Source organism: Vibrio sp. 14G-20 (genome assembly GCF_026241515.1).
Lineage (GTDB): Bacteria > Pseudomonadota > Gammaproteobacteria > Enterobacterales > Vibrionaceae > Vibrio.
Genome location: NZ_JAPHPW010000029.1, coordinates 1 through 14,628, shown reverse-complemented (window position 1 = coordinate 14,628; position 14,628 = coordinate 1). Strand labels below are relative to the sequence as shown.

The following is a 14,628-nucleotide window of genomic DNA, read 5'->3' as shown; positions in this document are numbered from 1 at the left end:
GTATTAGGCGATGCCTTGATCTCTTGCCATCTGCTTCGCAATCTTCGGTGCGTGCCATAAACACGGCAGCAAGATGAAGGATACAGGAGCGGCTGTGATCACAATGAACGACTGTAGGGCAGAAATACCGCCAGAGCCCATCGAGATAAGTGCAATAGCTACCGCACCCATGATGATACCCCAGAAGGTACGTACTGCTGCGTTCGGCTCTGTTGTGCCTGTCATTACTACACTGATTGTGTAAGTCATTGAGTCACCTGTCGTCACGATGAACGTGGTCGTCAGGATAAGGAACAGAATCGCGATCAGAGTAGGGAACGGCAGTTGCGCAGTAATTGCTAGAAGAACTGCTGGAAGGTTGAACCCTTCGAACGCGCTAGAAATAACACCTGGGTTCTCTAATTCAAACGCTAAACCACTACCACCAACGATACTGAACCAGAAACACGTCACAAGTGGTGCAACGATGCTAATAGAAACGATCATTTGGCGAATGGTACGGCCACGTGAGATACGAGCAATAAAGATTGCCATCATCGGACCATAGCCTAAGAACCAGCCCCAGAAGAATACTGTCCAGCCACCTAGCCACGCCGTATCTTGGCGGTAAAGCGCCATTGGGATGAAGTTATCAACCATTTCGCCCATGCCTTGCAGGTAACCGTCAACGATGAAGCTCGTTGGGCCAACAAGAAGGATGTAGCCGATTAGACACACAGACAAGATGATGTTGTAACGGCTTACTAGTTGGATACCTTTATTCACGCCGCTCAAAGCAGAAAGCGTGTACATAGCGATGGCAAAGATAATAACGACACTTTGAGTAGCAAAGCTGTCTGAAATACCAAACAGTTCGCTCAATGCGTAGCTGATTTGTAGGCCAAGGAAACCGATAGGGCCGATAGTACCCGCGGCTACAGCAACAATGCTGCATGCGTCGACTACATTACCCACCCAGCTGTTAATAGCCTTATCGCCAAGCACTGGATAAAGCAGAGTGCGAGGCTTAAGAGGAAGGCCTTTGTCGTAATGCAGGTGCATTAACACGATAGAAGACAAGCCACCTAAGATTGCCCATGCAAGGAAACCCCAGTGCATGAAAGATTGTGATAGAGCATTAAACGCCATCGCTTGAGGATCAGCGTTGCCATAAAGTGGTGGAGCTGAAACAAAGTGAGCAATTGGCTCTGCTGCTGCCCAGAACACACCGCCGCCAGCTAGCAGCGTACATAGGACGATAGACATCCATTTAAAGGTGGTCATTTCAGGGAGGGCAAGCGTTCCTAAACGAACGTGGCCTGTGCGCCCTAGTGCAAGCACTAAGCCGATGATGAAGTTGAGTAGTAATAGGACTTGCCAGAAAGCACCGAACCACTTAGTTGAGTAACTAAAGCCGATGTTAACAAGTTCGGACAACACGGAGGTGTTGGTGAAAGCGAGGATGACAAAGAGGGTTAAAAAACTGCCACTAAGCCAAAAGACTGGGTTTCCGAGTTCCAGTTTTTCACCCAAAGATTGAGCTTTATTGAAATCGATAGAAGTAGATTCTGCGTTGATGTTTTCGTTGGCGACTTGCGTCAAGTTGGACATTATTTCTTCGCTATATTTGGCTCTTTCAAGCCTATGTATTTCTCCCACACTTGCATAGAAATGTGAGGTTCGTCAAAAAAGCCGCCGATACTAACACATTTGTTATCAAAAAGTGGGCGAATTCCCAAAAGAATCCCAATTCGCCTTTAAATCACTACTTTTTGGTTAGTTTTGATACGAATTATTTTCTCGAATCCAAATCACATTTCCGATTCTTGAGACATTATTTTTTAGCTTTCCGAAATAAATTAATATTAGTTGTTGGTGCAAAATAAGTGTCGACTCATTGCATGCTATAAACAAATTAATGCGAGTCATTTTATAAATACCGAATGTTTTAGGTGTTTAATTGGCGCTGTTACCTACAGTTGTTTTGCGAAGAGATTTAAGTGGTGAGGAAAATGCCATTTAGATTAAACATCTTGAAACAACAACTTAAGGGATAGCTAACATGCACCTAAACCAAGGAAGAGTGGCCAAGAAGGTTTTTACACTCAGTACTCTCACCGCGTCATGCTTAATGGCGTTCAACAGTTATGCGGCTGTTGATTGTTCAACGTTAGAAACGTGGGATTCTGCCACGGTGTACACTGGTGGTGATCAGGTTTCACATGACGGCAGCGCGTACTCGGCAAATTACTGGAATCAAAACAACAACCCGAGCCAATTTGAAGGTGACTATGCACAGTGGAAAAAGCTAGATGTGTGTAGCGGCAATGGAGGCGGTGGTACACCAAATGAAGCGCCAACCTCCTCGTTAACAGCGCCAACCGCATCCGATGTGATTGTTGAAGGCGATAATGTGGTACTTAGCGCAACAGCACTGGATTCTGATGGCAGTGTTGCTTCGGTAGAATTCTTTGTCGATGGTTCTTCGGTTGCAGTAGTGACAGCGGCACCATTTGAGGCGGCTTGGGCTGCAACGTCTGGTAACCATCAAGTTTCAGTTGTTGCAACGGATAATGAAGGCGCAGCAAGTGTTGCAAGCGCGGTTTCTGTTTCTGTTGATTCAGCACAACCAGGTAATGAAGCACCAACAGTTTCAGTAGCCCTTTCAGCGACATCTGTGGATGTTGGTGGTGTCGTCACACTGACAGCAACGGCTGCAGACAGCGATGGCACGGTTGATAAGGTTGATTTCTACGTAGCGGGTGCTCTGGTGGGGACAGCAGCGACAAGCCCATACACGCTAGATTACACAACCACTCAAGCAGGCTCTTTAGCGGTTTACGCGAAAGCGACAGACAACCAAGGTGCAACGGCGGATTCAGCACTGGCTTCTTTGACAGTTAACGGCGCTCCAACGGTGAGCACATGTCGACCTGATGGCTTGTATCAAACGCAAGGTATCGATGTCCCTTACTGTACGATTTACGATGATGAAGGCCGTGAGAAGATGGGCGCGGATCACCCACGTCGTGTGATTGGTTACTTCACAAGCTGGCGTGCAGGGGACGACCCACAAGCGGCTTATTTAGTGAATGATATCCCTTGGGAACAACTCACACATATTAACTATGCGTTCGTGAGTATTGGCTCCGATGGCAAAGTAAATGTCGGTGATGTGAATGATCCTGAAAACGCTGCGGTTGGCAAAGAGTGGCCGGGTGTGGAAGTTGATCCTGCATTAGGCTTCAAAGGTCACTTTGGTGCGCTAGCGACAGCGAAGAAAAAACACGGCGTTAAAACGTTAATCTCAATCGGTGGTTGGGCTGAAACCGGTGGTCACTTCGCGACTGATGGCAGTCGAGTTGCTGATGGTGGTTTCTACACCATGACGACAAATGCTGACGGCTCTATCAATCATCAAGGTATCGAAACATTCGCGACTTCAGCGGTTGAAATGCTTCGTAAATACCAGTTCGACGGCCTAGATATTGACTACGAATACCCAACCTCAATGGCGGGTGCTGGTAACCCATACGACAAAGACTTCATGGAACCACGTCGTCAGTACCTATGGGCTTCGTACCAAGTATTGATGAAAGTGCTGCGTGAGAAGCTTGACGTGGCGTCTGCGGAAGATGGCAATCATTACATGTTAACTATCGCGGCTCCTTCTTCTGGTTACCTATTGCGCGGTATGGAAACATTCGATGTCACCAAGTACCTAGATTACGTCAACATCATGTCTTACGACCTTCACGGTGCGTGGAACGATCATGTTGGTCATAACGCTGCCTTGTTTGATACAGGTAAAGATTCAGAGTTAGCACAGTGGAATGTATACGGCACTGCGGCTTACGGTGGTATCGGTTACCTGAACACAGATTGGGCTTACCATTACTTCCGTGGTTCAATGCCAGCAGGTCGTATTAACATCGGTGTGCCTTACTACACTCGTGGCTGGCAAGGTGTGACAGGTGGCGAAAATGGTCTTTGGGGCCGAGCTGCACTTCCAAACCAAGCCGAATGTTCAGCAGGTACAGGTGAAGGTGAGAAGAACAATTGTGGTCATGGTGCAATTGGTATCGACAACATGTGGCACGATACCGATCCTAAGGGCAACGAGATGGGTGCGGGTTCCAACCCAATGTGGCATGCGAAGAACCTAGAGAAAGGTATTTGGGGTTCTTATGCGGATGCTTACAAGCTTGATCCTGTCAACGATCCAACGGATGTTCTAACGGGTACTTACACGCGTAACTACGACAGCGTGGCGGTTGCACCTTGGTTGTGGAATGCAGAGAAGGGCGTATTCCTTTCTACGGAAGATAAGCAGTCTATCGATGTGAAAGCAGACTACGTTATCGATAAAGAAATCGGTGGCATCATGTTCTGGGAACTAGCAGGGGATTATAACTGTTATGTACTCGATGCAAGTGGCAACCGAACTTCAATCGATACGACAGAACAAGCGTGTAACAGCGGTAACGGTGAGTTCCATATGGGTAACACCATGACGAAAGCTATCTACGACAAGTTTAAGTCTGCGACCCCATACGGAAACAAGGTAGCGACGGGCGCTATCCCGACAGAAGCACTAGATATTACGGTATCAGTTGGCGGCTTCAAAGTCGGTGACCAAAACTACCCAATCAATCCTAAGATCACGTTTACAAACAACACTGGTCAAGCACTTCCGGGTGGTACCGAGTTCCAGTTCGACATTCCAGTATCAGCGCCTGATAACGCGAAAGATCAATCGGGTGGTGGTTTGACTGTGATTGCTTCAGGTCATACTCGTGCGGATAACATCGGTGGATTAGACGGAACCATGCACCGAGTGGCGTTTACTTTGCCGACATGGGAAGAGCTTCCTGCTGGCGGTGTGTATGAGCTAGATATGGTATATTACTTGCCAATTTCAGGCCCTGCAAACTATGCAGTGAGCGTGAATGGCGTCGATTATGCATTTAGCTTCGAGCAACCCGATCTACCATTAGGTGACATCAGCTCTGGTGGTGGTAACCCTGGCGACGGTGGTACAAACCCTGGTACGTGTGACACTGCAGGTTTAACGGTTTACCCAGATCTACCTCAGAAAGATTGGGCAGGTAATCCAAGCCATGCAAACACGGGTGATCAAGTCGTTCACAACGGTAGTATTTACCAAGCTAACTGGTGGACAAGCTCTGAACCTGGCAGTGATGGTAGCTGGACTCAGGTATGTTCTTAATCTAACGCTAGAACATGTATTTATAGATAATAAATACGAATGGTTTTGAGTCTATTTATCAGTTTGTTAGTGTAATTTAAACATACAACTCAAACGTAAAATCAAAACGCCGAACTGAATTCAGTTCGGCGTTTTTGCTATAAGTCACAGATTGTGTATAGAAATCTCTCAAAATATCGACACTCGTTCAGTAAAAAATAAAATATATGATATAAAACAGTCTGCTTATCAAAAAACAATAGCGTTCCCTAAAATTAAAAGCTACGGGGTCATCTTGAAAGTCAGACGTAAATACATTCTTAGTTTTTCAATTGTACTGGCCGTAGTTTCTCTGATCCTCTCTGCTGTTCAATTCAATCGAACGAAAGAATCATTATTAGAATCTAACCAGTTCTTCTTTCGTACGATTGTGAATGCGAGCTACGACATCGTAGACACCACAGTTAACGAAGCGATAAGAACCTATCTCAAAGGTGTGGCTGATACTGTCGCCTCCCACACACAGCGTGTCACTCCAGAACAAGAAGTCGACGAGGTCATCCGAATTGCCAATGAACTGGTGATCGGAGAGTCAGGCTATATCTATCTAATGTCACCCCAAGGTGTTCATCTATATCACCCGTTTCTACAAGGGAAAAATCGTGCACACTTAACCCACATTCAACAACAACTGAGTTTAAATTCAGGAATGACTCAGTATTCTCATGCTAATCCACATGAAGTCGGTAAACGTGCCAAGGTTGCATATTCAGTGAGGCTGCCGAGTGGTAATACATTGGTGGCGACCACTTATAAAGATGAACTGATGTATCTGGTTGATCTTGAAGCGCTTAAAGACAAGTTGAGAAAGTACTCTTATGGCGATAGTGGCTATGTGTATATCGTTGATTTACAGGGTGAGTTAGTTCTTCAACCTAACTTTGAACACCAGCATTTAAAAGCCTTGATTGAAGACTCTTCAGAGTTGCTGCTTGATAAGGTTGTAGCTGAACCTGAAGGTCACTTTAGTTACTCAATCTCCACGGAAGATGGCACGACAAGCAAAAACATCTTCTATAAGTTTTATCCATACCTGAATTGGGTCATTTCGGCGGGTGTGTTAGAACAAGAGCTCAACAAAAATCACAGTCTACTGCTGGCAAGTTTGATGACATTGGTCGTCAGTCTCCTGAGTATTATTGTGGTTCTGGTGCTTTACCTGCGGCATCGTCACCTAAAGATCTTAGATGTGGCGAGCCTTGATTACCTTACTGGACTTTATGGTAGGCGCAGTTTCATTGAACAGATTAAACTGAGAATATCGGATAACTCACCTTATCCATTACAAGGCGTTGGCGTAATTTTGCTGGATATTGATCATTTCAAGTCGGTGAATGACCGACACGGACATGCGCAGGGTGACAGTGTGATTTGTGCGGTCTCAAAAACCTTGAAGCAGTTTACAAATAATCATCGCTTGATTGCTCGCTATGGCGGTGAAGAATTTATTCTGGTGACGTTTGATTGTGATGAACGTCAGTTGTTCGAATTGTCTGAAGCGTTAAGACGCAGAGTCGAACAAATACAAGGCTTGGTAGCGCCAGTAACTGTAAGTGCGGGATGTTGTTATGCTCAGGTGTTGTTTCAGATAGAAGGCACAATCGAAAAAGCCGACAAAGCGCTTTACCAAGCCAAAGAGGCTGGCCGAAATAACACTCAGATGTATCGAGAGAACGAATATCGCGTTGCTTATACTTGAACTACTTTCAGTTAAGTCACCTCAAGGCAGCTTTTAAAACGATAGATAAACGACAGACATAAAAAAGCCCAAACTGTGCTTCTGTTCATAGTAGAACGAGAGGAACCGTTTGGGCTTTTTCACAATTTTTTGAAATGCGAATCGCTAATTTAAGCTTTCGCTGCTTTCATCGCTTCCGTTTTTTTTTCCTTTTGCATTTTTGCAAGGAAGTAGATGTTTACACAAGCGATAAAACCATTGGTTGCAGCAACTGGCCATGCGTCAATCATGATGCCGTAAGCTGTGAAGAGAGCACAACCGATAAAGTTAAGGACACGCAGACGAACGATATCTTTCATTGTTAATGAAATTGCGACCATAATAGACGCAGCGTAACCTAAAATTTCAACCATATTGAATTCCATTGTTTGACCCTCTTAAATTTGCCGATACTTTGTCGGTACCAATTCTTCTCTTCATGAGATGATTGAGGAAGCTCCGTGCCTCGAATGGTCTGGTTTTGTTTAACGGGATGAACTATACCAACTCTGTTTTTGTGATTAAACCCCCAAAACGGACAGAAGTGAAGGTTAGCGATTACGCAAACGTTTAATGACACTTCTCTTAATATAATTACTATTTATGTTGGAGGGTAAATTGATAGTTATTCTTATATAGGTAAGGAAGCCGCGAATGATAAAACGATCCATATATAAAACAAAAAGCATAAGAAAAATTGCTGTGTTAGCTTTGATGGCTATTGGGCTGACAGCATGCACCACGCAAGAAATCCCACCAACGCACAATTATGGTGTGGTCACCAGTGGTGATTTTGAGTTCATGGAACACGGAGTGATGACGTACTCGTGGCACCCTGAATCAGAGCAGGTGTACCTTTCTCAAAAATACGATGAGACCGTAGTAACCGATTTGGTGCGTGATGCGATTGAAGATCAACTCGCTACGAAAGGTTATCAGCTAAGTCAAACTGGTGCAGCTGGTGATGTTGTTATCGGTTTTGGATTAGCCGAAGAATCAGAGTTAAATGATGACTCGATTTTCGACGCGATTAAGCTTTCAACAGGGGTGCCATTTTATGATGGTGACGGAAAGGTCGCCGAGAAAGGATCGTTGTACATTGCGTTTTTCGTGCCTAACTCTCAGGCCGTACAATGGCAAGCACTAGCACAGTCTGGCATCCAACCTGACTTAGATCCAAGCGAGAGCAAACAGCGAATTACTGGCTTTGTTGAAATGTTATTTAGACGTATGCCTGATCGATAGAATTAAGTATTGGACGCATTCGTTGGGTCAATATTAGCTGTTGAAAATATGGTCAGATCGCAGATTATACTTTTTTATTTGTAACGAACGGTACAAATACGTAAAGCAACGTAAAGTTCGCGCTTCTTTTACTAGCATTTGTCTATACTGCACAAAACGTTAACTTAGGTTTGATTCAATGAAACTGTTTTCCAAATACTCTCTCCCTCTATTAAGTATATTCATTGTAAGTAACGCAGCGATGGTAAGTGGCACAGCTATCGCAGCACCTTCTATAGTACCAAGCCCACCTAGCCTAGGCGCAAAAGGGTATGTGTTAATTGATTTTAATTCTGGTGATGTGCTAGTAGAAAAAAACGCACACACTAAATTAAACCCAGCAAGCTTAACCAAACTGATGACCAGCTATGTAGCCGGACAAGAGATGAAGCGAGGCAACATCTCTGCTGATGATCAAGTAAGAATCAGTGAGAATGCATGGGCAAAAAAATTCCCAGACTCATCAAAAATGTTCATCGAAGTGAATACCGATGTAGCGATGATGGACCTTTACCGTGGCTTGATTATTCAATCAGGTAACGATGCAAGTGTTGCGATAGCGGAACACGTTGCGGGCTCGCAAGATGCATTCGTCGACCTGATGAACTCTTGGGCTACCTCTCTGAAGCTAGAAAACACCCATTTTGCCAATGCACATGGTTTAGACGCTGACGATCTCTATTCGACTCCTTACGATATCGCGCTACTCGGTCGTGCCATTATTCGTGATTTACCGGATGTGTATGGCTTATACAGCGAGCGATCTTTCAGTTACAACGGCATCACACAGCATAACCGTAATGGCTTGTTGCGTGATAGAAGCTTAACAGTTGATGGCATGAAAACGGGCTACACCTCTGGTGCTGGCTACAGTTTGGCGAGTTCAGCGACACAAGGTGAGATGAGACTTATCGCGGTTGTGATGGGCGCATCAAGCGTTAAGAGCCGTGAATCAGACAGCAAACAACTGTTGAGCTATGGTTTCCGCTTCTTCGACACGCTAAACCCGCATAAAGGCGGCGATCTAGTGGCAGAAGAGAAAGTGTGGTTTGGTGGTCAAGATACATTGAAGCTAGGTGTTGCTGAAGATACGTTTATCACGTTGCCTAAGTCAGACAGTAAAAAGTTGACTGCGTCTATCGAGCTGAACTCTGAACTGAAAGCTCCAATTGCAGAAGGTCAAACTTTAGGTGTGGTTCATTACACCGTTGATGGTGAAGATGTTCAAACTCAGCCTTTGATCGCGCTGGAAGCGGTTGAGCAGGGCGGTTTGTTCAAGCGCTTAATGGACTATGTTAAGTTGTTTTTTGCGAACCTATTCTAGATAGATTTAGTGGCGATCAGCTGCGCTAAAAAGCCGAAATATTATGGGCGTTGTGCTTCACTCACCACGCCCATTGTGATTTATACATCAATGAAAAGACCGCGTCGCATCATCTTTATTAGCCGTAGCGGGCGGTTTCGATTACTATACGCAAAATTTAGCAGTGTAGTCACTTATGACGATAGAGATTAAGAACGTAACCGAACCTGAAGTAACCTGTGCCAATTGTCAGGCATGCTGTTGTCGCCTAGAAGTTATGATCATCACAGATACAGGTGTTCCTGAAGAGCATATTGCGTATGACGAGTGGGGTGGCGAAACCATGCTGAGATTAGACGACGGTTGGTGCTCTGCGGTAGATAGAGAAACACTGATGTGTACTATTTACGAAAATCGACCTTGGATCTGTCGTGAGTTCGAAATGGGCTCTTACGAATGTGTGGAACAACGCACAGATGTGATGGGTTAAGCGTCTGCAATATTGAAATGAGTAACGAAAGTACGTTACCGAGCTGTGATAAACACATTAAAAAATTAAATTTCAGGGTTCTATATCTCAAGCAGATTTAGAACCCTGATGCGTTTAACGAGACAAAAATTTTAGCTCGGTAATAGTTTTATCACGATAAGCACAGCTTAAAACTCAGAAGGTACTTCAAACTCCATCCATTCACCGGTTGTCGGGTGAATCAACTTCAAGTAGCCAGCGTGCAGGTGTAAGCGCTCGCGTTTGTATCCGTATAAGTCGTCACCACGAATTGGAACACCAAGCCCTAATGGAGAAGCACAGTGCACTCGCAGCTGGTGGGTTCGCCCGGTTTTAGGGTACAAGTGAACCTTGGTTTTGCCATTATGAGTGCTCACCGCCTGCCAGTGAGTTTCTGCATTTCGGCCGTGTTGGTGGCAAACCAGTTGTCTTGGTCTGTCTGTGATGTCGCCGCGTAAGGGCAAGCTAATATCGCCAGATTTACCGTGGATTTCACCATCAAGCAGAGCGGTGTAACGCTTTTCTACGGTTCTATCGATGAATTGCTTCTGGATGTGTCTATTGGATTCTGCGGTCAGTGCCAAAATCAACAATCCAGATGTCGACATATCTAGTCTATGGATAATCAAAGGGCCTGTTGCATCGGGGTAACGCGCTTTAATACGGGTATAAACTGAATCTTCGATGAATTTACCGGGAACCGACAAGAACTCTTCAGGCTTATTTACGATCACAATCTCGTCGTCTTCATAAACAATATCAAAAGACTTACCTACAGCAGGGTTCACGATAAGCGGGTTATCTTCTAGTCCAATACCACTCAGCTGGTGTTCGAGGATCTCGAAGCTTTTACTTTGACAAACAGGGTAAAGGTTTCCGTGTTGTCGAATGATATCCGTTGGCGGCAATCCCCACCAAAACTCAGACAATGCTAACGGCTTAAACCCGTGTTCAAAAGCGAAGTTAAGCAGCTTAGGTAGGCAGCAGTCACCAGAGCCTTCCAGCGCGTCTTTTCCATCGAGTAGCTCAAGTAAACTCTTAGATTGCTTGGCTTGATTGATAAAGCGATAGTGAGAGAGACGTTGAGCTTCCAACTGTTCTGAAACTGCTTGGTGCTCTTGCTTACGGTTTTTCATTTCGCTTTCAATCAAATCAACTTGTGATTGGCGTTCTGCGATCTTCTGTTTCCACTCAATACGAAGTGCTTTTAGATCGCGTTTCTCTTGGCTACTTTGATTGCCCAGTTGTTTAAGTAAACTCGCCGCTGACTCTAGATTCCCTAATGCTTTCTCTTGATTAGCTTGTTCTCTGAGTTTGTTACGTTGAGCTTTGTTCGCGGCCATTGCTAACTGAAAGGCTTCGATAGCTTGTGCTGATTCGATTTTTAACTCTTCAAGTTCAACCAATAATGCATCTAGGTTGTGCGACTGTTGTAGCTTTTCAATGTCGTCCGCTAGTTGCAACTGGTGAGCAAGGTTCACACTATTTTTAGACTGAAATTGTGCTGAATCGAAGGCTGGTGGAACAAAGTGAATGTTGTTTAACTGAGAGACCAAAGCCGGATCTAACTGCAAGCCCGAAAACGCAGAAAGGTAACTCAACTCTTGGGTTTGAGGATGTTGAACCAGAAGAACGGCATAGAGGTTACCTTGCGATCTTTCATTCACACCACAGTCAATCAGAGATTGTTGAAGCTGCTGCATCGCTAATTCACACAAAGGGTGCGGAGTATAGTAATACGGGAACGTAAAACGAGTCGGTAGCGATAACTTTGCATTCGCGTCGGCTAGGTTTAGAGGTGTGTATTGAGCGAGGTTTGCTGGCATTTAGATCAAACTCTATGGCTGTTCAGTTAGAGTTCGGTATTGTTGTCGAAATGAAGACAAATGAGAAGCCAAAGCAGAAGATAAATCGGCTTTGGCTTCATTTAGTTGCTCGTACTTATTCTAAGAACGGACGAGCTTGATTGAAACTCGATCAGTTCGAGTGTTCTAGCTCTACTTGCTCTGCTTTTTGGTAAGCAGGGTGGCTTGTTAAAAGCTCACCGTATTTAGCAATGTTAGGGTAAAGCGCAGTTGCCCCAAAGTTACCAACGATTTCTACGATGAACGACATCATAAAATCTGCACCCGTCAGAGTATCAGCAACGAGGTAGGTTTTACCTTCAAGTGCTTCGTTGACAAAGGTTAAGACCTTTTGGTTTTCATCGTCAGCGTAGCCGCCGAGGAAATTAGTCTCGCAACCGTCTTTCATCACAAAGATTTTGAGCAGCATTGGCAAAATACCAGAGCTTTCAGCGAAGTGAAGCCACTGTGAGTATTCTACATAGTCAGCTGTGCCGCGCACTGGTGCGAACTTGCCTTGGCCGTATTTGTCGATTAGGTACTCGGTGATAGCACCAGACTCGCTGATCACAACGCCATCGTCTTCAATGACTGGAGATTTACCCAACGGATGAACTGACTTCAATTCTGGTGGTGCTAGAAACGTGACACTGTCTCGTTGGTATGGTTTTATTTGGTAATCCACACCAAGCTCTTCCAACAGCCAGATGATACGTTTTGAACGCGATTTGTTTAAGTGATGCAAAGTAATCATGATTCTGCCTATTTTATGTTTCAGCTGATTGAGCTATTTTGCTTCGTTAGTTTTGATAACAAGCTTACCGAAGTTTTGTCCTTCTAATAGACCCATGAATGCTTTTGGCGCTTCGTCTAGACCTTCAATTAGGTGCTCGCGGTAGTGCATCTTGCCTTGAGACAACCATTCTGTCATTTGAACAGCAAACTCGTTGTAACGGTGTGCGTAGTCATCAAAGATAATGAAACCTTGCATCTTAATACGCTTGACCAGAAGAGTGCCCATAAGGCTAGACATACGATCTGGGCCTTCAGGAAGTGATGTTGCATTGTACTGAGAGATAAGGCCACACACAGGAATACGAGCCCCTGTGTTAAGCAGAGGCATTACTGCGTCGAAGACCTTGCCGCCAACGTTTTCAAAGTAGACGTCGATGCCGTTGTTACACGCTTTAGCCAATTGCTCCGCGAAGTCATCCGCTTTGTGGTCGATACATTCATCAAAGCCCAGTACCTCTTTTGCGTACTGACACTTCTCTTGACCGCCTGCAACGCCAATAACACGACAGCCTTTTAGTTTGCCGATTTGCCCAACGGTTGCACCTACTGCACCTGTTGCAGCCGCAACGACTAACGTGTAGCCTTCTTTAGGTTGGCCTATATCCAGCAAGCCCATGTAAGCGGTAAAGCCAGGCATACCCATGATGCCAAGCGCATAAGAAGGATGAGTTGGCTGTTTACCTAGTTTGATAAGGCCTTCACCGTTAGACACACCAAGATCTTGCCAACCTGTGTAAGCCAGTACCCACTCGCCAATTTCGTAATCAGCGTGATTTGATTCTTCAACCTGACAAACGGTCGCACCTACCATCACTTCATCGATAGCGACTGGATCTGCGTAAGATTTCGCATCGCTCATACGACCACGCATGTAAGGGTCGAGAGAAAGGTAAACCGAGCGAAGTAACATCTCGCCATCTTTGATTGTTGGTGCGGCTACTGTCTCTAAACGGAAGTTGTCTTGAGTTGGTGCGCCAACTGGGCGAGAAGCCAATACGATGCGGCGATTGTCTTGTTGAGTCATTGGATGTCCTTAATTTTATATTATGTTATTTAGAATTAGACCAGTCGTCTAGTCTTGTTGTCTAAAAAATCCCGCCGTCATCAAATGGATAGAGGGCGGGTGATTTGTTTTAAGTTAAAGCAAGTTGAATCAAGTTAAAGCCAATAAAACGCGGTGCGCGTTAGTGGCTTTCACCCTTTAAAATTCGTTCGGTAAGGCTCAAAGCCGACCGTAAGCTATGGGAGCTCTGGCTCAGTTTGCTTAATAAGCTTGCGCCTAACCACATTGAGTATAGGTTCTGAGCTGCTTCTTGGCTGTCTTCAACCTTTATAGAGCCATCTGCAATACCGCCGACAATGCACTGTTCGATGGTATTCGTCACTTTCTCAGCACCTTTTAATAGCGCTTGACGCATAGGATCAGAGAGATCAGAAACTTCCGCACTGAGTTTAACGACCAAGCATTTATGAGCATTACAGGTACCGTTTTCGGTCTTCGCCCATAGCGAGAAATAGCTCAAGATTCGCTGATAATGATTACCTTCACCGTGTACTAAAATTGCTTCAATCTTAGTAGTGTAGTTTTCAAAATAGTGTTGAATCAACGCCTCGCCAAATTGCTCTTTAGATTTAAAATAGTGGTAAAACGATCCTTTCGGTACGTCCGCTTCTTTAAGCAATTGCGATAGGCCAACGCCGTTAAAGCCGTTGTTCACTATTAATTGGTAGCCAACATCTAAAACATGCAGGCGTGTGTCATTCGTTTTTTCGTTCATAGGTGGGACTATAATTTAAATTAGACCAGTCGTCTAGTGGTTGATTTTCGAGGGTATATTCGGTCATGGAAAAAGTAACGTCACATGTTCAGATATAAAATGTATGGTCCGCCCCGTTATTGCAACTACAATTAAGTAATAACGGAGTTGG

11 protein-coding genes are annotated in these 14,628 nt (G+C 44.8%); 5 read left to right on the top strand and 6 right to left on the bottom strand.

All coding sequences use genetic code 11. The features are described 5' to 3' along the window. Nucleotides 1-3: 3 nt before the first annotated feature. Complete coding sequence (locus tag OQJ75_RS19750; RefSeq protein WP_265974563.1) at nt 4-1,590, bottom strand: BCCT family transporter; 1,587 nt, start codon at nt 1,588-1,590, stop codon at nt 4-6. A gap of 451 nt (nt 1,591-2,041) precedes the next feature. Between OQJ75_RS19750 and OQJ75_RS19745 the strand changes: the two genes are divergently transcribed. Both OQJ75_RS19745 and OQJ75_RS19740 read left to right on the top strand, forming a co-directional pair. Then, nucleotides 2,042-5,209: a chitinase C-terminal domain-containing protein gene (locus tag OQJ75_RS19745; protein WP_265974561.1), complete on the top strand. Its 3,168-nt coding sequence runs from the start codon at nt 2,042-2,044 to the stop codon at nt 5,207-5,209. 274 nt (nt 5,210-5,483) lie between these two features. Next, a complete protein-coding gene (locus OQJ75_RS19740) occupies nt 5,484-6,947 on the top strand; it encodes a sensor domain-containing diguanylate cyclase (protein ID WP_260811793.1) in 1,464 nt (487 codons plus the stop codon). 149 nt (nt 6,948-7,096) lie between these two features. Here OQJ75_RS19740 and OQJ75_RS19735 read toward each other — a convergent pair whose 3' ends face one another. Then, nucleotides 7,097-7,351, bottom strand: a complete 255-nt coding sequence (locus OQJ75_RS19735; protein ID WP_017068159.1) for a YgjV family protein — start codon at nt 7,349-7,351, stop codon at nt 7,097-7,099. A gap of 268 nt (nt 7,352-7,619) precedes the next feature. Here OQJ75_RS19735 and OQJ75_RS19730 point away from each other — a divergent pair, with 268 nt between their 5' ends. The 3 genes from OQJ75_RS19730 (at nt 7,620) to OQJ75_RS19720 (ending at nt 10,042) form a co-directional block, all read left to right on the top strand. Then, nucleotides 7,620-8,210 (top strand): DUF4136 domain-containing protein, encoded by a 591-nt coding sequence (locus OQJ75_RS19730; protein WP_265974560.1) that lies wholly within the window; start codon nt 7,620-7,622, stop codon nt 8,208-8,210. A gap of 178 nt (nt 8,211-8,388) precedes the next feature. Beyond that, nucleotides 8,389-9,573 carry a D-alanyl-D-alanine carboxypeptidase family protein gene (locus tag OQJ75_RS19725; protein WP_265974559.1) on the top strand — a complete coding sequence of 395 codons (1,185 nt, stop codon included), beginning with the start codon at nt 8,389-8,391 and terminating at the stop codon, nt 9,571-9,573. 175 nt (nt 9,574-9,748) lie between these two features. Continuing rightward, nucleotides 9,749-10,042, top strand: a complete 294-nt coding sequence (locus tag OQJ75_RS19720) for a YkgJ family cysteine cluster protein (RefSeq protein WP_017076090.1) — start codon at nt 9,749-9,751, stop codon at nt 10,040-10,042. Nucleotides 10,043-10,209: 167 nt separating this feature from the next. On the opposite strand, the gene OQJ75_RS19715 is transcribed toward OQJ75_RS19720, so the two are convergent. From OQJ75_RS19715 to OQJ75_RS19700, 4 genes are all read right to left on the bottom strand, one after another. Further along, nucleotides 10,210-11,886 (bottom strand): RluA family pseudouridine synthase, encoded by a 1,677-nt coding sequence (locus OQJ75_RS19715; RefSeq protein WP_265974558.1) that lies wholly within the window; start codon nt 11,884-11,886, stop codon nt 10,210-10,212. 151 nt (nt 11,887-12,037) lie between these two features. Beyond that, nucleotides 12,038-12,658, bottom strand: coding sequence for a glutathione S-transferase family protein (locus tag OQJ75_RS19710; RefSeq protein ID WP_248391479.1), 621 nt, complete (start codon nt 12,656-12,658; stop codon nt 12,038-12,040). A gap of 33 nt (nt 12,659-12,691) precedes the next feature. Next, nucleotides 12,692-13,723: an NADP-dependent oxidoreductase gene (locus OQJ75_RS19705; protein ID WP_265974557.1), complete on the bottom strand. Its 1,032-nt coding sequence runs from the start codon at nt 13,721-13,723 to the stop codon at nt 12,692-12,694. A gap of 160 nt (nt 13,724-13,883) precedes the next feature. Continuing rightward, the gene (locus OQJ75_RS19700; protein WP_248400074.1) at nt 13,884-14,477 is read right to left on the bottom strand and encodes a TetR/AcrR family transcriptional regulator; all 594 of its coding nucleotides are present in this window, start codon (nt 14,475-14,477) and stop codon (nt 13,884-13,886) included. Nucleotides 14,478-14,628: the final 151 nt, after the last annotated feature.

What these genes read in the sequence shown, in the direction of transcription:
- OQJ75_RS19700 (WP_248400074.1), bottom strand. Translation starts at nt 14,477, where the DNA reads ATGAACGAAAAAACGAATGACACACGCCTGCATGTTTTAGATGTTGGC.
- OQJ75_RS19705 (WP_265974557.1), bottom strand. Translation starts at nt 13,723, where the DNA reads ATGACTCAACAAGACAATCGCCGCATCGTATTGGCTTCTCGCCCAGTT.
- OQJ75_RS19715 (WP_265974558.1), bottom strand. Translation starts at nt 11,886, where the DNA reads ATGCCAGCAAACCTCGCTCAATACACACCTCTAAACCTAGCCGACGCG.
- OQJ75_RS19710 (WP_248391479.1), bottom strand. Translation starts at nt 12,658, where the DNA reads ATGATTACTTTGCATCACTTAAACAAATCGCGTTCAAAACGTATCATC.
- OQJ75_RS19745 (WP_265974561.1), top strand. Translation starts at nt 2,042, where the DNA reads ATGCACCTAAACCAAGGAAGAGTGGCCAAGAAGGTTTTTACACTCAGT.
- OQJ75_RS19735 (WP_017068159.1), bottom strand. Translation starts at nt 7,351, where the DNA reads ATGGAATTCAATATGGTTGAAATTTTAGGTTACGCTGCGTCTATTATG.
- OQJ75_RS19750 (WP_265974563.1), bottom strand. Translation starts at nt 1,590, where the DNA reads ATGTCCAACTTGACGCAAGTCGCCAACGAAAACATCAACGCAGAATCT.
- OQJ75_RS19720 (WP_017076090.1), top strand. Translation starts at nt 9,749, where the DNA reads ATGACGATAGAGATTAAGAACGTAACCGAACCTGAAGTAACCTGTGCC.
- OQJ75_RS19730 (WP_265974560.1), top strand. Translation starts at nt 7,620, where the DNA reads ATGATAAAACGATCCATATATAAAACAAAAAGCATAAGAAAAATTGCT.
- OQJ75_RS19725 (WP_265974559.1), top strand. Translation starts at nt 8,389, where the DNA reads ATGAAACTGTTTTCCAAATACTCTCTCCCTCTATTAAGTATATTCATT.